Raw genomic sequence first — 17,462 nt, forward strand, 5'->3', positions numbered from 1 at the left:
TCAGTTTGCAATCCCTTCCCAGCCCCGCGAAGCGGTCTTCGCTGTCTTACGGGGCCAGCGGCCCGCTGCACGAAACGCCCGCATTCCCCAGGGTCTGCAAGCAGCCAGGTTCCGGCGACCGGTAACGTTTCTTCAAGCGGTCCTGCGGACAGGACGAAGTAATCGTAGACGTCTACGATTACCGCGCGACGGCGGCTGGCGCTGCGCACTGGGACCTGCTCGTCGTGGCGCCCGGCGCCGCGCTGGCGGTCCTTACATCCCCTCTAGTGCCTACTCCTCTCGATGAACGCATCCTTCAACAACGCCACACTTGCGCCTGTGGACCGACGCTGGTCGATCACACACGCGATTACCTCCTGGGTCGCCGACCTGGGCGATATGGTGATCACGTGGATCTCGGCGTTGGGTGACATCATGCTCTTTGGCACGCGGACCATGCTGTGGCTGGTTTCGCGCGTGCCACAGCGCGAAACGCTGCTGCCGAATTTTTATCAAATTGGCGTGCTGAGCCTGCCTGTGGTGGCATTGACCGGCACCTTCATCGGCATGGTGCTGGCCGTACAAAGCTACTCGCAATTTCGCGTCGTGAATCTCGAGACGCGACTCGGTGCGATCATCAATATGTCGTTGGTCCGCGAGTTGGGTCCGGTGCTGGCCGCCACGATGCTGGCCGGCCGTGTCGGTAGCGCTATGGCCGCCGAGTTGGGCACAATGCGCGTCACCGAGCAGATCGACGCCTTGTCGAGCATGGGCGCGAACCCGATTCAGTATCTGGTGGTGCCAAGATTCCTCGGTTGCCTGGTGTTGATTCCCACGCTGACCGTCATGGCCGATTTCATGGGCGTGGTCGGAGGTTGGTTTTACAGCACGCAAATGCTGGGCATCGACAACCATCACTATTGGGAGAACTCGCAGAAATTCGTCGGCGCGTTCGACCTGTTCGGCGGCGTTTTCAAGAGCCTGTTCTTCGGAGCCGCGATTGCCTTGATCAGTTGCCATCGCGGCTTCCATTGCGACCCCGGTGCCGAAGGGGTTGGTCGCGCCGCATACAGCGCATTCGTCAACTCGTTTGTCGTCATTTTGATACTCGACTTCGGCTTGGGGGTCATGCTCGACCGGCTGTATTACATGCTCTGGCCACACGGAGTTTCCTTCCTATGAGCGAGCGGCGCCGCCGGCAGGAGCCCGCCGCATGACACTCGCAACTCGACAAATCGCCAGCACATCACCTTGGCCCAAATGGGTCGCAACTCGTGACCAACGGATACTAGTGAGCGCTAAACCCATCACCGCCGAGCAGAAAACCCGCAAACTGGTCGAGATCCACGACCTGTCCGTGCAGTTCGGACGGCAACGGGTGCTGCGCAATATCACGCTCGACGTTCCGCGGGGCCAGACCCTGGGATTGATCGGCGAAAGCGGCTGCGGCAAGACCGTACTGTTGAAGACCATCATTGGGCTGGTACATCCGACGCGCGGGCAGGTGCTGTTCGACGGTGTCGATTTGTCGCATATGAGCGACAAAGAACTGACCCGCCAGCGCATTCGCTTCGGTTTCTTGTTCCAGCAAGCGGCCTTGTTCGACAGCATGAACGTCGAACAAAACGTGGCCTTTCCCTTGCGGCAGCACAGCGGCAAGTCGCACGAAGAGATTCGCGACATTGTGCTCAAGCGGCTGGCCGAGGTCGGGCTGCCGGAAACGGCGCTCGTCAAAAAACCGGCCGAACTCTCGGGCGGCATGCGCAAGCGCGTCGGCCTGGCCCGCGCTCTGGCGCTCGACCCGGAAATCATGCTCTACGACGAGCCGACGACCGGACTCGACCCGATCATGAGCGACGTGATCAACGAGCTGATTATCCGCACGCGCGAGCGCTACACGGTCACTAGCATCGTCGTCACGCACGACATGCACACGGCCCGCAAGGTGGCCGACCGCGTGGTGATGCTGTATCCGCTGTCACGTCTGGAAGCGGACGCCCCGCAAGTGATTTACGACGGCAAGCCACAGGATCTCGACGATTGCGACGACAACCGCGTGTCGCAGTTCGTCAAGGGCGAGGCGGGCGAGCGGCTTATGGAAATGCGCGAACTAGCAGCCCGCAAGGACAACTGACATAGCGATGGACGAACGCGTCGTTCAATTTCGGGTGGGCGTGATGGTGCTGGCGAGCTTTATTATCGCCGGCATTCTGGTGGTATTGTTTGGCTCGCTCCCTAACGTCACCACGCCGACGAAAACGGTCTATATTATCTTCCACCAGGCGCTGGGAGTCTCGCGCGAGACGCCGATTCGCAAATCCGGCGTCCTTATCGGCCGCGTCACCGAGGTCGAGCTGAACGAGAACGGCGTGCTGGTCACGGCCGATATCACGGCCAAGGACAAGGTGTACACGAACGACATCTGCCAAGTCAGCAACTCGCTACTGGGGGGCGACGCGGTGATCCAGATCGTGGGATCGAACGAAAAACTTCCCCGCGACCCGATCGAAGACGGCAGCCGGCTGGTCGGCATCGCCACCCCTGACCCCTTGCAAGCCTTCGGCAATCTGGAAGGCACTTTGGCCGAAGCCGTGAAGAGCGTGGCCACGACCAGCGACGAGATCGGCCGTCTGGCGCGGCGCGTTTCCGACTTGCTGGAAAACAATGACGAGCAGATCGCACGCGTGGCCAGCAAAGCCGAGGAGACGATCGATAGCATTCGAGCCGTCACCGAAAATGCCAACTCCGTCATTGGCGACGTCAATACGCAGGAAAAGTTGAAGCAGGCGCTGAACGACCTGCCCGATGTGATTCACGACACGCGCGAAGCGGTCAACGGCTTCAAAACCACGCTACAAGCGGCCGACCGCAATCTGCAAAACATGGAAGGTCTGACCCGCCCGCTTGGACAGCGTGGGCCGCAACTCGTGGAGTCGATCGACCGCACGGCGCAGAAGCTCGATCGTGTGCTTTCAGAAATGCAAATCTTTACCGAACACTTGAACGATCCCAATGGCTCGTTGGGGCAGTTGATGAGCGATCCGCAACTCTACCGGCGCGTCAGCTCGGCAGTGGCCAATGTCGAGACCCTCACTCGGCAGTTGCAACCCGTGGTGCGTGACGCCCGCGAATTCTCCAACAAGATCGCGCGCCACCCCGAGTTGCTAGGCGTGAGCGGTGCGTTGCGCGGCAGCACGGGGGCCAAGCAGGGGTTGTTCGGCGCGCAAGGCGAAACGGGCCAGGACATGGTCTGCCCCCCTTCGGCATCCGCGCCCATCTGGACGCCGATGACCCGTTAGGGGGACAACTGCTGCGGCGGCGGAATCGCGCCCGGCGGGGGCATGGCGCCTGGTGGCGGCCCGTAGGCCGGCGGCGGGACGTTAACTCCCGGGCCGCTCGGCGGCGGCATCGTATAAATCGGCTGACCCGTCGAGGGGGCTGGTACGCGCGTGCCTGGTGGCCCGATCGGCGGCATGGCGCCCGGCGGCGCCACCGTAGCGGGCGGCACACCCGGCGGTCCTATCGGCGGCCCGCCATACGTCCCCGGTGGAGGCTGTTGCGGCGGCGGCACCGGCGCCACGTAGCGTTGCGCTTGCGTCGACGTGCGCAACTCTTCGCCGCGCGCAGTCAACTCGGGAATCGAGGGAATTTGCTGGGGCACCAATTGGAAGTTCAGCGTTTGCTCGTCGCGAATATTGTACGGGACCAAGTTTTCGCTGATGAAGTCGATGCCGAACCATTGATACCAGGGGGCACGCACCTTCTGGTCAACCGTAAGCGTTTCATAACCGTCGGCCACCAGGCGGAACTGCCGCTTGCCATAGTAGACAAAATCGGTCGCCACCGGCGTCACGCCGATCGGATAGTTATCGACGTAGACGTATGCTCCCGGGGGATTCGAGCGGATCGTCATCCGCCGCTGCACGCATCCAACGAGGCAAAACAACGCCATCACCACGGCACACGATGCGCCGCTGCTTCGGTATCCGCGCCAGTTTGGTTTCCTGAAGGCCAAAGGAGGACCCGTCGTATGTGTATACGCCCGCTTTTAGGCGGCGCGCAAAACTACGAATCTCGTAACGTTGATTCTGTCTCGATAGAACGCGGCGAACGCCCGAAATGGCTTGTCGATGTCAGGCGCGGCTCGGCAGCCACGAACCAACAATGCCTCGACAAAACCGTGAAATGAGGGGCGGAGTATAGCGGCAGTCCGGTCCCCCTTCCAGGTCGATGCGTGTTGTCGGTATTCCGGCGACCCCCATCCGGGCAACGTGCTATCGTTACAACAGGCGCAAGGCTGCCCGCCTCGCTAGCATGCTGGCTATTGCCAGGGTGCTCGGGGGGCTAAGATACATACAGTGGGCTGGATGGCGAGCGATGCTCGCAGCAGTGACAGCAGCGCCGCCACGACCGGACCTTTGATGTCTGCCCCCACGCACAATCTACGAGACGCCATCGAATACGCCGCAGCTAGCGACGTCGGATTGCGTCGCGCGAACAATCAAGATTCGTTCGTGGCCGTCGTCTCTCCCGACGAGCACGAATGGTTGCGTCGCGGGCATTTGTTCATGGTGGCCGATGGCATGGGTGCCCACGCGGCTGGCGAACTGGCCAGCAAGATGGCCACCGATTTCGTCTCGCTGACGTATTACAAGGCACCCGACGAGTCGCCCGTCGATGCCCTCCGCTTTGCCTTTCAAGATGCCAACGAGCGGGTCTTCTCGCGCGGACAGAGCAATCCAGATTTCCGCGGCATGGGCACCACCAGCAGCGCGCTGTTGATCCTGCCCGAAGGAGCGCTCGTGGCGCACGTGGGGGACAGTCGCGTCTATCGCTTCCGAGCGAACCGGCTGGATCAACTTACCTTCGACCACAGCCTGGTGTGGGAGATGCAAGCCAGCGGACAGATGCGCGACGCCGACATTCAGCTGAACGTGCCGAAGAACATCATCACCCGCTCGCTCGGTCCGTATGCCGAGGTACAGGTCGACCTGGAAGGCCCGTTCCCGATCCAAGTAGGCGACTCGTTTCTGCTGTGCAGTGACGGGCTATCAGGCCAGGTCGACGACGAAGAGATCGGCTGCATCCTGGGGAACTTGCCCCCCAGCGAAGCCATTCAGGCATTGATAGACCTGGCCAACCTGCGCGGCGGCCCTGACAACGTTACCGTAATCGGCGTGCGCATCGCTGGCCCGTTGACTGTCGGCGATGCCGCGGCAGTTGCAGCGCCAGTGCGCAGCCGCAGCGCGGTCGGGCAGAAGACCGTGCATCCGTTTTCCTGGATCACGCTGGGGGTGTTGGTATTAACTGCGCTGGCGATGGCGTTTGTCGGGAATCTGTTGTTGGCTGCCACGGTGGGGGCAGCGGCGATCATCGCCGGGATATTTATCGCTGTGCAGCATTTCTCGATCAGCGCCACGGCACGGCTCGACGGCAAGCAGTTGGGAAAGGGACCCTATCGCACGACCAACTGCGCCGCCAGCGCCAGCATTGTCGAGCGCCTGGCTAAGGTCGTGAAGCAACTGCACGATGCGGCCGCGGAAGAAGACTGGCAGATCGATTGGGATCGCTTCAAGGGGTACGAAGCCAAGGCCATGGCCGCCAACCAACGACAGAATTACAGCGAAACCGTGCGGCAGCACTGTCACGCCATCACTTTCATGATGGATCAGCTCCGGCATCAATCGCGGCACCAGCACGACACCGGCGATTATCCCACCAACGGCTGAACCACACGGACCGTCGCTTATGAAGGTCGGTCGCTCGTTACGATCGGCACCGCGCCTCGCTCAGTGCGCAGGAATCAGTTCCAGGCACACCAGCCGGTCGTGACCGCGCACATACAACAACCCGTGCGAAAGAATCGGCGCCGCCCAAGCCGGATAGGTCAGCAGCTTGCGCGGGCCCACGCCCGGCGCATCGACCGCGTTGGGCGGGGCTTCGAGCGCGGCCATCGACACCGGCTCGAACTTTTCGGGCGTGGCCTTGATCAGCAACAAATCGCCCCCTTCAGTCAGCACCACGAAATGACCGTCCACGTACAGCAAGCTCGACCGACTCAGGCCGGGCTGACTCCACATGATTTTGCCTGTCTCCAGTTCCACGCACCGTAGCTGGGCTTCGGCCGAATGCCGGCCGCTCGAGGCATAGACGTATCCCTCGTGGTAGACAGGCGTGTTCCAGTGGGTTTGCAAATGCTTGTCGCGGCGACGATCCTTGTCGCTCCACAGCACTTCGTACTTGCCCGGCTCGACGCGCAACAAGGCGCTTCCTGGCCCGTACGTTTCCGAAATCAATACGCGATCACCGACAACCACGGGATTGCTGGCGTTGACGCTTTCTAGGACCGGCGCCCGCCAAGGAAAGTGGAAGTCGATGTGCCCATTGGTCGGATTGAAGGCCAGTAGCCCGCCGCGGGCAAACACAAAGCACCACGGTCGATCGTTGATTGTCGCCAATACCGGACCGGCATAGCTGGCCAGCTCGTCGCTGATCTGATACTTGACGGCGCCCGTGCGCTTGTCGAAGGCCACCACGCCGCTATCTTTACCACGCACGCGATCCAACTGGCCCGGCGCAACGTCGCGACTCTCCTCGCTGCTGCCGCCGACCTGACAGATTAACAGCTCGGCAAAGACAACGGGCGTGCTCCCGACACCGAAGAAGTTCTGCACGACACCGAACTTTTCCTTGGTATCGACCTTCCACAATAACTTCCCGTCGACTGCGGTGAGGCAGTGCAACATGCCTTCAGCGCCGAAAATATACACGCGATCGTCGTCCACAAGGGGCGAGCAACGTGGACCGTTGTCGTATCCGTACATATCTTCATAGTCTGTCGCATACTCGAACTTCCACAGGGGCGCGCCCGTCTCGCTCTGTAGACACTCGAGACGCGCCTGCAGGCCGAAGCGGGCGAATTGAAAAAGCCGCCCGCGACTGATCGTCGGCATGCCGTAACCGGCGCCGACGCGTTGTTGCCAAACAATCCGCGGACCCTCGCGCGGCCAGCTCGCGATGATCCCCGTCTCGCGCGATTTGCTATCGCCGGTGGGACCCAGGAATGCCGGCCAGTCCTCTCCCTGCTTGCGCGTGCCCAGGTCCGGCACGACCGCGGTACTGGTTTTCTCCGCTGAGCGTTTTTTGGTTGCTTGCTGTTTTACAGGTTCCGCGGCCTCGGCGCGCGGCGGCCCGCCTATCAAAACTAGCGACAACAACAGCAGGCCCGTGCGAACCGAGTACATAAGCGACTCCCTGTACAGCGCAGGACTATACTATATTCATCCGGCATGTCGACGTGGCACCGCTGGCCATCTGTAACTGACCCTCGGACGCTTCCCCCTGCCTGTTCGCTCGAACCATCATGTTAGTCGTGAACTCACGTATTCGAATCCCGCCTGAGGAACTCGAATTCTCGTACGCGCGCAGCTCGGGCCCAGGTGGCCAGAACGTAAACAAGGTCAGCTCGAAGGCCCAGCTGCGGTGGGCCGTGACGCGCAGCCCGAGCCTGCCTGCCGACGTGCGCGAGCGGTTCGTCACGCGCTACGCCAGCCGGCTGACGGGTGACGGAGACCTGTTGATCACTAGCCAGCGCTCGCGCGAGCAGTCGCGCAACGCGGCCGACTGCCTGGAAAAGCTGCGGGCGATGGTGCTCGAGGTCGCCACGCCCCCGACACGGCGCAAGCGGACGCGTCCGACCCGCGCCTCGCGCGAGCGCCGTCTAGAGACCAAGCGCGAGGATTCCAGCAAGAAGCAAGGACGGCGCCGCCCCGTGCGAGACGATTGAATGCGGCCGCCGAACGACGGCCATGCGTCAGGGAAGATCTGTGCTCAGTGCGCCGTCGGGCCGAGCTCAGTGCGTTGTCGGGCCGGCACTGTCGCGGCGCAGCTTCTCGCGGGCGCGGCTAAGCGTCGGGCCGACGCTGTTCTCGGGCATGCCCATGGCCGTGCTGATCTCGCGGTAGCTCTTACCTTCGATGTGATACAGCCGTACGACCTGCGCCTCGTTCCCTTCGAGGTCTTCCAGCAAGCGCTCGACCTCGTCGCGATCGACGACACGATCTTCGTGGTCGCGATCATCGGCCGGAAATCCCGCAGGTGGCGCGACGGCCAGCATGGCCGCCGACTTGCTGGCCAGTAAATGCTTGACGACAATCCGCCGCGCGATGACGGTCAGATAAGTAGCCAGACTACTCTGACCGCGAAAGCGGCGCAGCACGGCGAAGTCGTCGCGGATCAGGGTCATGCACACTTCGGCGCACAGATCTTCGCGATCTTCGGGCGAGAGCCGGATGGAACGCGCTTGCGATGAATGATTGATGACGTGGATCACCAACCCCATAAAGCGATCGACGAAGTCTTCCCACGCGCGCGGCTTGCGGTTGAGACAACGGTCGAGCAGTTTGCGGTCGATTTCAGAGAGTGCCACGAAGACAAGCCCTCGTTTGACCCGCGCGCGCGGGCAGAGCAATCCCTGCCTGAAACAAAAGTGAGGGCCAGCCAGCTCACCAAAAAGCCATGGCCTCCATCCACACATTCGATTCTAAGACCGATCAAAAATCGAGGCAAGCCGACACTTCGAGATAGTAAGCAGGGCCGGTCGGGGCGCAATTGACGAGCCTGGGAGGTGAACCTATGATTCCCACAGTTGTGCGGTTTCGCCGCTTTCAACCTCTTCTCCGGCAAGCACTTGACGTTTCCCGTTGGGGCGTGTTGAATGATCGGCGACCGTGAGCAATCGTGCCCCGGCGAGCGGGAATTTGACTCTTAACGCCCATGTGTGGTGTGCCCGCAGTTTGACCTGTTTGACTCACGGTTGAAGGTGAGCCGAAAGGAGAAGCGTTTCCCATGACTCACGTTGTTGCCGAGCCATGTTTTGGCTGCAAGTACACGGATTGCGTCGTAGTTTGCCCTGTAGAGTGCTTCTACGAAGGCGAACAGATGTTGTATATCCACCCGGATGAATGTATCGACTGCGAGGCCTGCGTTCCCGAGTGTCCTGTGGAAGCGATCTTCCATGAAGACAATTTGCCGGAAGAGTGGAAGGACTTCACCGCGCTGAATGCCGAAATGGCAACGCAGTGCCCGGTGATCACCGAAAAGAAAGACCCGTTGCCCGGCGCAGAGTAACGCGCTCGCATCGGCCTCGATCTGGCCAGTGTTGTGTTTGCCGCTGCGAATTTGTCACTGCATTGCACCCTGCGCCCGCCGGTGCCCGCCAAGCGCCTCCGGTGGGTTTTCTTTTGCGCATTCCAAGCGGCAGGCACTCCCTGCGAATTACAAATTGTACATGTGACTTTGCCCACGGCCTGGTATCTGCCCCTAACGGTGTGCCATGCTGACCACGCTACTCGTCGATTTGCCCCTTTGGCTTACCTTCTGTGCGGCGCTCCTTTTCTGTTGGGGGCTGACGCTTTTCGGCATGCCGGGCAATTGGCTCATAGTGGCGCTATCGGCGGCGGTGGCCTGGCTTGCGCCGGACGACTCGCGCTTTGCGATGGGCTGGGCCAATCTGGCCGTGCTATTGGCGTTGGCCCTCGCCGGCGAAGTGGTCGAGTTCGCTGCCGGCTCGGCCGCGGCAACGCGGGCCGGCGGTTCGCGACGCGGCGCCCTGGGAGCTCTGGCCGGCGCCTTTGTCGGCGCGATTGCCGGCGCTGTCGTGGGGTTGCCCGTGCCGGTGATTGGTTCGGCAATGGCCGCCGTGCTGGGGGGCGCGACCGGCGCCACGGTCGGCGCCATGTTGGGGGAATTGCACCTTGGCCGCAGCCTGGACGCCAGTTGGCGCGTCGGCCATGCCGCCTTCTGGGGCCGCTTGCTGGGCACACTCAGCAAGGCGACGCTGGGCATCGTAATGGTTGTCGTAGCGGCGATCGCGGCCAGCAGCTGAACGCGCATTTGAACTTAGTGCTAGCCGCTGCCAGAACTGTCCACGGCGTTTAACTCTCCTGTCGCCGACGATCCGACCTGCCTAGCGAAGCGATACGACGCGCGAGCGCCCGTCCTCGATGTCGATCTTGTCTTCGCGCGCCAGCCAGCCGAGGGCCTGCATCACGATGTCGCGCGGCGCGTCAATTTCCTTGACCAGACGCGAAACGCTCATCGGTCCTTGTTCGGCTATAGCTCTCCAAATCGCACCGGCCGTTTCGCCAATCTGACCGACGCAACAAACTTCCGCAGCGCTTGCCATCGCAACAGCTCCTCGTGGTTTGAACTGCTTCCTTGTAATGCCATGCCAAGAGGGCACGGCGGCAACGGGCGCTCTGCCAAATCCGGGCCGTCCCAATGCCAGGAAATTATAGCGGCCAGATAAGAAAAGGCTCAACCAAGCCGATGATGACGATTGCGCCCGGCGATGCCGAAAGTGCGGCCATTCGCGCCAATCTTGACCCGCAGAAGCGCCAGGAAACGAGCGCAAAAAAAAGGGGCCCGGTTGGCCTGCGGGATGGCCAACCGGGCCCGATAGCCGTGAAAAAATGGCTCGTACCCGTCTCGGGTCTTACGTCGCGGCGGTGGGCCGCGACGGGCGTCTAAGATTCACGGTCCTACAATGCGGTGTCCTGTTGGATTGTCGGCCCTGAGGCTGCGGGAAGCCCCAGGGCTGACTGGGTCACAGGACGTTGGGCCTTAATAGCAGGTGCCGTGCCAAAGCGGCGGCGAGTTTTTGCGCACGCGGGCAAAGCCGCACATAAACCGCATTATGGCAATGTCTTGCTTGCTAGCATCGTCGCCAGAGCGCCATCCGCCAGCCCGGGGCGGCTTGTAACTCTTACAAACAATCCTCGCGCGGCTTTGAGGCGCAATCCACCGCGATCGCCACCGTCTGGCTGAATCAGGCTAGCTAAGCAAGCTCATCGTAATGGCTCGAAAGACGGCTTCGATCTCTGCGAATTCTCTGTCATCCGCCTGGCACAAGACCACATAGGCGGCCTCTGGCGTTAGGTAGCTGCGGACCTGGGCCGTGTTGGTCAGGTCCAAGCAATAGAAGTTCATATCGTGGCCGACCAGATCGTGGCCGGCGACGTTCTCGTGGACTTCTTCCGCGTCAAGCTCGTCATACTGTTGGCGCATCGCTTTCAGCGCGGTGGTCGCCAGCTTGGTCGGTGTTGCATCGGCCGGATGAATCATCACGGACCAAAAGGCACCCCCCGGAGAATAGACCGTCACCACTTGATTGCCGGCCAATGCCTCGCTTTCATCGAGCGTCCAGTTCTCGGGGTAAAGAAAGCGAATGCCTAATTTGTCGAATACTGCTGCCATGATCCTTGATTGATTGCTTGCTTGCTTGCTTGTGTGTCTCGCCGCCGCGGTCGAATGGGGTGCAGCGCGCGTCAATGCTAGCGTAATCCTCGGGGCGCGCTCCGCTGAAGCGGCCGCAATCACCAGGGCATACCTCTGTATCTTGGGGACAGGATTGTCGCCCGCTGGGCAATCTGCTACTATCCCGCCCCCTTATGTCCCTTCTCTGCTCTGGCTTGCGGCCGATTATACGCATTCTCAGGGAACCGGGCTCGCTATGGATTCCGGATTGATGGCGGCACGCGATCCTGGTCCGACGACGCCGCGCGGCGTCGCCCGGTCGGTGTCCCTGCGCGCACTGCGATCCTGGCTGCTGCCGATCGCCGGCGCAATCTGCGCGCTGGTCGCGGCCGGTTGCCGCATTCCGGGTTACGGCGGGTTCCAGTCGCATGCCGTGCTCAATTCGCGGCAGCTCACTCAGCAGGGCGTAACCGCCGCAGATCGGCGGGATTGGTCCGCATCGGAAAAGTTGTTCGCTCAAGCCGTTAATGCCTGTCCCGTAGATGTCGACGCCCGGCGCCACTATTCCGAGGCACTGTGGCGCCGCGGGGCACGCGAAGAAGCCATTGCGCAATTGGCCGAGGCCAACAAGATCGCGCCGGAGGATCCCAGCGTGCTGGATCGCCTGGCCGAATTCCGGCTGCTGGCCAACCACGTCGAGGATGCCCGGCGCGACGCCGAAGCGGCCATCGACCTCGACCCCAAATCGGCTGATGCCTGGCTAGTGCGCGGGAAGATCATGCGGCAACTGGGTGACAATCGCCAGGCCTTGGCCGATCTGCACCGGGCGCTGACCTACGATCCGCGCAACCAACAGATTCTGCACGAGCTGTCACAAACCTATCTGGCTGCGGGAGAGCCGCAACGAGCACTCTCGAATTTGCAGTCGCTACTGGATATGCATCCGCCGGGAGACGAGCCTCCCGGATTGCTGTACGAAGCAGGCTTGGCCTACGCGGGCTTGGGACGCTTCGACGATGCCGTAGTCTCTTACCAAAACGCTTTGGTGCGCGACAAAGCCAATCCGGAGATTCTGTTCCATCTGAGCGAAGCGGAAATGGCCCGCGGCAACAACGTCGATGCGCGCATCGCCTTGGAACAAGCCTTGGCGCGCGACCCGGCCAACCCGCGCTATCAACAGCTCATGGCACGATTTCCCGGCCAGGCTCCGCCGCAAACACGCTAGCGAATCACTGGCGATACAGCGACGGGAATAAGGCGACCCAGGTGTCATGGTTGGGGTGCCATGTCCACGTCCGACATGGACATGCGTGTTCCGGTCAAGTTACTTCGCATGCCCACGCATGGAGTGGGCATGGCACCGGGTACCCGGCTGCAGCCGCGGCCGTTCTGTGCGTGGCCTGTTGTCGCGTCCTTCGATCGAATCGGCCGCGCGTTTCGTTACAACCGCTACGACCGGTCGGTTTCGCCGCTGGGCAGCGGTCAGATTTTGACCACCTCTGAACGACAACGTATTGTTTCTCGGGTCGTTTCTCGTTGCGGGTTTCACAGTCGCTGGCGTTGCGCCATCGGCGACCCTTCGACAAACGGTCAATTTACTAGGAGTGTACGAATGGGCATGCCCGAAGCGCTAACCGCGGGACCCGATACGTTTGTCGATCGCCGCGGTTACGGTTCCTACGATGGGCCTCCCGGACGCGAGCGTCGGCAGTTCGCCGACAGCCATGACGAGCTCACGGCGGACGCCAAGGAATTGGCCCGCGCGATCGACGCGTACAAGCTGATGCACCGTCGGCGATTCATCACGCACGACGAGATGTTGGCCGTGTTCAAATCGCTGGGTTATCACCGCTAAGCGTTGCTCCTAGTCAGCAACGCCCGCGGATGTCACCCGCCAGCGCGCCGTCGTCGAAACGCAGCGGCCGCGAGATCGCAATTGTTTGCGTCGTATCGCTGCGACTCTCTCTCGCTCACCGTCTCGAGCGGCTCAACCTTCGTCGGCCGTGGTGCGGCCCGTGGCCACATCGAACTCGAAGAGCGCCGGGATCAGCATCGCCGCGGTGGTAAAGCCATACGTCGCGGCAATCACCAGAAACACAGCCAGCGTGTAGTTCAGCAGGAAGCTGGTCAACGCGTAAAACGTGGCAAAGGGGCACGCAAAGGCCGCGATCCAGATCGCCGTGGAAGTATTTCTCCATCCCAGCGCGACCAGCAATCCGACGCCACCCCCCACCATGAAGGCCAAAAACGGCTGCAGCTGGAATTGAAACGAGCCGCTGAAGGCGACCATGATCCGCATGCAGGTCGCCACGCCCACGAACAGAAAAAACACGGTTCCCACGCTCACGGCGATCGCCAAGCGGCTGCTGGAATAGTTCATGCCGCAATGCACGCCGAGCATCGTGACGAAGGCCACCATCACCAGCCAACCCCCGATCAGGTACACCAGATTCTCGACGGTTACCTGCCGCATCACCGCCAGGTAGACGCACAGCAGCGCCGGCAAGATCAGCATCTCCTTGGTGTTGTACAGCGCGCCGGCCATCTTGCCGAAGATGAACTCGCGCGGCGTCAGATCCGTGACCAGCAACAGGTCTAGCGCGCGTACGTCGCGCTCCGCGGTCAGCGAGGTGACCGATTGCACGTTGATCAGCACCAAACTGAGCACGCACAGAGGGACGAGCGGTAACGCCACCGCGGCCATAGTCGCGCCTTGCCGCGCACCGAGCGTCCAGTGCAACGCCACGGCCGATGCGCCGAAGATCACCAAATAGGCCAGGCGGATCAACAGCATCTTGCGACCGTAGGCCCAGGTGCGGACCTCGCGCCACAAGATCGGGTTATCCCACACACGGCGCGTGCGCAGGCGTCTGCGCGGCGCCGCTACGGCCGTTGCTGCATTGTCTGCCCGCGACAAGCGCCAACGATGCTCGGCCCCGGTGGGCTGCCGCGCATCGTCATCGTCCTCGACCGTCGGCAGGCGCGCTTCACGAGAAGGATTCCACACGCGCACGAGCGCAATCGCGAGGCCATTGATCACCAGAGTCAGCCCCACGGCGTCCAGTAGAAACAGATCCGCCGCCGATCGCAGCCCCAGCAGGCTTTCGGTCCCTTCGCCCAAGGCGGCGAAAGAGCGTGTCGTGGCGAGTGTCGCTTGCCAGGGGCTGATGGCCGCAGCCCAGGCCGTGGCCGACGTGCCGCCGAACATGTCACCGAAGGTGCCGGCCGCCACTAGTTCGCCCACGGCCAGCCAGAGTACAAGGGCCAACATTGTGCTGGCTAATGACTGAAACGTCTTTTCGCGCCAGAAAGCCAACATTGTTCCGATGCTGCCCGCCGCCACAGCGCTGATCAAGGCGATAGCCATGACGCGCCCGATCTGGGCAAACGATAACCCCCCCAGCAGCGCCACCAGCATGAATAGTGGCAAGGCCGCCACGATCAGCATCAGCACAGACAGCAGGCTCGCCAGCAGTTTGCCCAACACCAATTCGCTGTTTGATATCCGGGTAAGCAGCAAGAGGTCGAGAGTGCGGCGATCTTTTTCGGCCGCGACGGCGCCGGCCGATGACAAGGCGGCGAAGAACAACGCCACCGCCAACTGTAGCGGCGCCAAGATCTGAAACGACGTTACGCCGAAGCGGGCCAGGTCCCCCGTATCGCGCACTGTCTGCGTGCCGGTGACCACCTGCCAGGCCGTGCTCAGCAAGACGAGCAAAGCCCCCACGTAAGCCGCGCGCGAGACATACAGCCGTGGCCGGCGAGGCGCGGTCACCACCTCGCGGCTAAAGACTGGTCCTGCAAACAACGGGCTCTCCAAGAAATCAAAACATCGGGGCGGGCGATGCGGTGCGACCCCGGGGCAGTGCCACGTGGTCAGGCCCATTATAGTCAGCCGAAGTGAGCTTGCGGAGTCGGTGTCGACTATTGCCGGAAGCGGTGCATTTCTCTCGTGCCGCCCGTCGGGAATAAATATAGCGCGGGCAGTATCTATTTATCAGCACCGTCGTTCGTATCGAGTGGCTGGCGAATAAAACACGCTCGCACGACGGGAACGATTCGGCAGGCAACCGCGTCTATTCACAGGGAGCACCAATCGCTGTGAGGCTGATCGTGCTTCTGCCGTGTTGAATTTCCGCAAAGAGGGGACGTTCATGTCGCACCCTATGGTCCGCACCGTCGTTGGCGCGCTATTGCTCTTAATCGTGTTGCAAGGTTGCTCCGGTTCGAGCGGCCCAGTGGGTCCTCCGCCGGCCGAAGCCCTGGCAAACTTTGCCATGGCAACAACGAAAACTGCGGATGGCGAGTCTGGTCTTTCGACCAATCGCTTTGACACGACGCCCGCGGGGCTGAATCGCAAGATCGTGTACACGGCGCATGTCGCTTTGGTGGTCGATGATTTTGATGACGTCCCGGCGCGCGTTGTGGCGCTAGTGAAACGGCTAGACGCTTACGTCGCGGATTCCAACCTGGCAGGCGCAACCGGCGAGAGCCGCCGTGCGGTGTGGAAGATCCGTGTGCCGGTGGCGCACTTCGAAGAGTTCGTCAGCGCGGCCCAAGGGCTAGGCGAACTGCAAAGTGCGCGCACTGAGTCGCTGGATATGAGCGAGGAGTATTTCGACATCGATGCCCGCATTCGCAACAAAACGCGCGAAGAAGAGTGGTTACTAAAGTTGCTGGAAGATCGACCTGGCAAGCTGGAAGACGTCATGGCCATCGAGCGCGCCCTGTCACAGGCTCGTGAAGAGATGGAGCGTCTGCAAGGCCGGCTGCGCGTGCTGACGGACCTGACCGCCATGACCACGGTGAATCTTTCCATCACCGAGATCCACGGCTACGAACCGCCACAATCGCCGACGTTTGCCATCCGCGTGCGACGTGCCTTCGACGGGTCGATCGACAGCCTGCAATCGACTGGAGAAGAAACCGTGGTCGCAACGGCCGCCATGGCGCCTTGGCTGGCGGCTGTAGGCCTATCGTGCCTGCCCGGCTATATCGTGGCGCGTGCCGTGCGGCGCAGGAGCCGGCGAACGAACGAGGCAGCGCACCGGTAGCCCTTGGCGCGCAAAAAAGGTCATGGTAATTCGATCCGTCGAGCTACCATGACCTCTATCCTGAAACGGGGTAAACCTAGGCGTTACCCCGCCCTCCCGGCAATTGTATTGAACGTATCGGCACTCCCGAACGAGTGGCTGGAGCCGATTTTTGCTGGCATCCTACACATGCCGCGCCGGCCGGTCGCGGCATTCTCGACGATTGCTGACTGCGGCGCAAGGCAGGCAAAAAAAACGGGCGTGCCGGTCAAGGCACGCCCGTTATTGCTTGCGCCCGCAGCCCCCTTTGCCATCCCTCTCCCCAGCGATGACACAGGCAAACAGCAGGCACAGCGACCGAAGGTCTTGCGTAGGCTCCTTTGCGTTACTCACCGCGACCGGATCCGTGGTCGGCCGTGACGCAAAGGAGTTGATCAGAACGTGCGATCGAGCGAGGGGCTCGGTCGGTCCTGGGCGGGCGGGGCCACGGATTCAGCGCCGGGGGCGTTCGGCTGAAACTCGATAGTTTCGCCGTTGATCCCCGTCGCGTCGTCGTCGCCAATGACGTCGGCACCCAGCAGCGCTCCGTACGAGCAACCGGCCGCGGGTACGCAGGGCACGCTGCACCACGCCATCGCACGATACATCCGCCGCAGGTAGCGACGGTAGGCACATGGCGTCATGGTGCAAGGATCGCACAACGCAGGACCGCAAATCGGGGCGCACGCCGCGGGAGCGGGGCAACCCGCACCGCAGCCTGGAGCACCTAGCGGAGCAATGGCTGCCGGGTAAGCGCTGTAGCCCACCATGCCGTAGGCCGGACCGGCCGGCGGACCGTATCCGCTGAAGCCCGCGTACGGACCGGGCATGTAGCCCCAGTAACCGTAGTATGGATATCCACCGTAGCTATAGCCGCCAAAGCCGAATCCGGCCGGGTTCAAGCTGCCCGGTCCGACGCTGGCCGGCAGACCGCAACCAGCGTCATAGACAACGACGCGGCGGCGTGGATGGATGGCATTCGCATCGACGACGATCGCGCATCCGATCAACAGCGCCAAGGCACCCATCGCGGTCCGCTGTCCAATACGTTGCAAGATAAACTGTGACATGGTTTTTTTCCTTCCTTCCGACTCCGAGAGGGGGAGGCCGACAATTCCGACGCACGAAGCCCACGGGGCCATGTTCGTGAAGACG

At 61.9% G+C, this 17,462-nt stretch carries 17 protein-coding genes; 10 read left to right on the forward strand and 7 right to left on the reverse strand.

The genetic code is table 11. The features are described from left to right. Positions 1-378: 378 nt before the first annotated feature. From VGG64_08610 to VGG64_08620, 3 genes are read left to right on the forward strand one after another with little or no spacing between them, the layout of a single operon-like run. Positions 379-1,161 carry an ABC transporter permease gene (locus tag VGG64_08610; protein ID HEY1599649.1) on the forward strand — a complete coding sequence of 261 codons (783 nt, stop codon included), beginning with the start codon at positions 379-381 and terminating at the stop codon, positions 1,159-1,161. Between the two features lie 31 nt (positions 1,162-1,192). Then, a complete protein-coding gene (locus VGG64_08615; GenBank protein ID HEY1599650.1) occupies positions 1,193-2,113 on the forward strand; it encodes an ABC transporter ATP-binding protein in 921 nt (306 codons plus the stop codon). A gap of 7 nt (positions 2,114-2,120) precedes the next feature. Then, a complete protein-coding gene (locus tag VGG64_08620) occupies positions 2,121-3,278 on the forward strand; it encodes an MlaD family protein (GenBank protein ID HEY1599651.1) in 1,158 nt (385 codons plus the stop codon). Here VGG64_08620 and VGG64_08625 read toward each other — a convergent pair. Then, on the reverse strand, positions 3,275-3,892 hold the full coding sequence (locus VGG64_08625) for a PEGA domain-containing protein (protein ID HEY1599652.1): 618 nt from the start codon (positions 3,890-3,892) through the stop codon (positions 3,275-3,277). The genes VGG64_08620 and VGG64_08625 overlap by 4 nt on opposite strands. A gap of 454 nt (positions 3,893-4,346) precedes the next feature. On the opposite strand from VGG64_08625, the gene VGG64_08630 reads away from it, so the two are divergent. Next, positions 4,347-5,708, forward strand: a complete 1,362-nt coding sequence (locus VGG64_08630) for a PP2C family serine/threonine-protein phosphatase (GenBank protein HEY1599653.1) — start codon at positions 4,347-4,349, stop codon at positions 5,706-5,708. A 60-nt stretch (positions 5,709-5,768) separates the two neighbouring features. Here the strand turns inward: VGG64_08630 and VGG64_08635 are convergent, their stop codons facing one another. Beyond that, a complete protein-coding gene (locus tag VGG64_08635) occupies positions 5,769-7,223 on the reverse strand; it encodes a PQQ-binding-like beta-propeller repeat protein (protein HEY1599654.1) in 1,455 nt (484 codons plus the stop codon). A gap of 119 nt (positions 7,224-7,342) precedes the next feature. Here VGG64_08635 and arfB point away from each other — a divergent pair, with 119 nt between their 5' ends. Continuing rightward, positions 7,343-7,765, forward strand: a complete 423-nt coding sequence (gene arfB / locus VGG64_08640; GenBank protein ID HEY1599655.1) for an alternative ribosome rescue aminoacyl-tRNA hydrolase ArfB — start codon at positions 7,343-7,345, stop codon at positions 7,763-7,765. Positions 7,766-7,831: 66 nt separating this feature from the next. Here arfB and VGG64_08645 read toward each other — a convergent pair whose 3' ends face one another. After that, complete coding sequence (locus VGG64_08645) at positions 7,832-8,407, reverse strand: sigma-70 family RNA polymerase sigma factor (protein HEY1599656.1); 576 nt, start codon at positions 8,405-8,407, stop codon at positions 7,832-7,834. A 419-nt stretch (positions 8,408-8,826) separates the two neighbouring features. On the opposite strand from VGG64_08645, the gene VGG64_08650 reads away from it, so the two are divergent. Both VGG64_08650 and VGG64_08655 read left to right on the forward strand, forming a co-directional pair. Continuing rightward, entirely contained in the window at positions 8,827-9,108 is a 282-nt protein-coding gene (locus VGG64_08650; protein ID HEY1599657.1) for a ferredoxin family protein, read from the forward strand. Positions 9,109-9,313: 205 nt separating this feature from the next. Further along, positions 9,314-9,865, forward strand: coding sequence for a DUF456 family protein (locus VGG64_08655; GenBank protein ID HEY1599658.1), 552 nt, complete (start codon positions 9,314-9,316; stop codon positions 9,863-9,865). 81 nt (positions 9,866-9,946) lie between these two features. Here VGG64_08655 and VGG64_08660 read toward each other — a convergent pair whose 3' ends face one another. Further along, positions 9,947-10,165, reverse strand: a complete 219-nt coding sequence (locus tag VGG64_08660; GenBank protein HEY1599659.1) for a winged helix-turn-helix domain-containing protein — start codon at positions 10,163-10,165, stop codon at positions 9,947-9,949. A gap of 647 nt (positions 10,166-10,812) precedes the next feature. Continuing rightward, entirely contained in the window at positions 10,813-11,235 is a 423-nt protein-coding gene (locus VGG64_08665) for a hypothetical protein (protein HEY1599660.1), read from the reverse strand. A gap of 256 nt (positions 11,236-11,491) precedes the next feature. On the opposite strand from VGG64_08665, the gene VGG64_08670 reads away from it, so the two are divergent. Both VGG64_08670 and VGG64_08675 read left to right on the forward strand, forming a co-directional pair. Next, a complete protein-coding gene (locus VGG64_08670; GenBank protein HEY1599661.1) occupies positions 11,492-12,460 on the forward strand; it encodes a tetratricopeptide repeat protein in 969 nt (322 codons plus the stop codon). Between the two features lie 387 nt (positions 12,461-12,847). Further along, positions 12,848-13,090, forward strand: coding sequence for a hypothetical protein (locus VGG64_08675; GenBank protein ID HEY1599662.1), 243 nt, complete (start codon positions 12,848-12,850; stop codon positions 13,088-13,090). A 132-nt stretch (positions 13,091-13,222) separates the two neighbouring features. On the opposite strand, the gene VGG64_08680 is transcribed toward VGG64_08675, so the two are convergent. After that, on the reverse strand, positions 13,223-15,043 hold the full coding sequence (locus VGG64_08680; GenBank protein ID HEY1599663.1) for an ABC transporter permease subunit: 1,821 nt from the start codon (positions 15,041-15,043) through the stop codon (positions 13,223-13,225). A 346-nt stretch (positions 15,044-15,389) separates the two neighbouring features. On the opposite strand from VGG64_08680, the gene VGG64_08685 reads away from it, so the two are divergent. Next, entirely contained in the window at positions 15,390-16,289 is a 900-nt protein-coding gene (locus tag VGG64_08685; protein ID HEY1599664.1) for a DUF4349 domain-containing protein, read from the forward strand. A gap of 413 nt (positions 16,290-16,702) precedes the next feature. On the opposite strand, the gene VGG64_08690 is transcribed toward VGG64_08685, so the two are convergent. Next, positions 16,703-17,377, reverse strand: coding sequence for a hypothetical protein (locus tag VGG64_08690; GenBank protein HEY1599665.1), 675 nt, complete (start codon positions 17,375-17,377; stop codon positions 16,703-16,705). Positions 17,378-17,462 lie beyond the last annotated feature (85 nt).

This window comes from Pirellulales bacterium (assembly GCA_036490175.1).
GTDB lineage: Bacteria > Planctomycetota > Planctomycetia > Pirellulales > JACPPG01 > JACPPG01.

Bases quoted from the DNA above. Each gene is read 5' to 3' on its own strand.
- VGG64_08610 (HEY1599649.1), top strand. From the start codon at position 379: ATGGTGATCACGTGGATCTCGGCGTTGGGTGACATCATGCTCTTTGGC.
- VGG64_08615 (HEY1599650.1), top strand. From the start codon at position 1,193: ATGACACTCGCAACTCGACAAATCGCCAGCACATCACCTTGGCCCAAA.
- VGG64_08620 (HEY1599651.1), top strand. From the start codon at position 2,121: ATGGACGAACGCGTCGTTCAATTTCGGGTGGGCGTGATGGTGCTGGCG.
- VGG64_08625 (HEY1599652.1), bottom strand. From the start codon at position 3,892: ATGACGATCCGCTCGAATCCCCCGGGAGCATACGTCTACGTCGATAAC.
- VGG64_08630 (HEY1599653.1), top strand. From the start codon at position 4,347: ATGGCGAGCGATGCTCGCAGCAGTGACAGCAGCGCCGCCACGACCGGA.
- VGG64_08635 (HEY1599654.1), bottom strand. From the start codon at position 7,223: ATGTACTCGGTTCGCACGGGCCTGCTGTTGTTGTCGCTAGTTTTGATA.
- arfB (HEY1599655.1), top strand. From the start codon at position 7,343: ATGTTAGTCGTGAACTCACGTATTCGAATCCCGCCTGAGGAACTCGAA.
- VGG64_08650 (HEY1599657.1), top strand. From the start codon at position 8,827: ATGACTCACGTTGTTGCCGAGCCATGTTTTGGCTGCAAGTACACGGAT.
- VGG64_08655 (HEY1599658.1), top strand. From the start codon at position 9,314: ATGCTGACCACGCTACTCGTCGATTTGCCCCTTTGGCTTACCTTCTGT.
- VGG64_08660 (HEY1599659.1), bottom strand. From the start codon at position 10,165: ATGGCAAGCGCTGCGGAAGTTTGTTGCGTCGGTCAGATTGGCGAAACG.
- VGG64_08665 (HEY1599660.1), bottom strand. From the start codon at position 11,235: ATGGCAGCAGTATTCGACAAATTAGGCATTCGCTTTCTTTACCCCGAG.
- VGG64_08670 (HEY1599661.1), top strand. From the start codon at position 11,492: ATGGATTCCGGATTGATGGCGGCACGCGATCCTGGTCCGACGACGCCG.
- VGG64_08675 (HEY1599662.1), top strand. From the start codon at position 12,848: ATGGGCATGCCCGAAGCGCTAACCGCGGGACCCGATACGTTTGTCGAT.
- VGG64_08685 (HEY1599664.1), top strand. From the start codon at position 15,390: ATGTCGCACCCTATGGTCCGCACCGTCGTTGGCGCGCTATTGCTCTTA.
- VGG64_08690 (HEY1599665.1), bottom strand. From the start codon at position 17,377: ATGTCACAGTTTATCTTGCAACGTATTGGACAGCGGACCGCGATGGGT.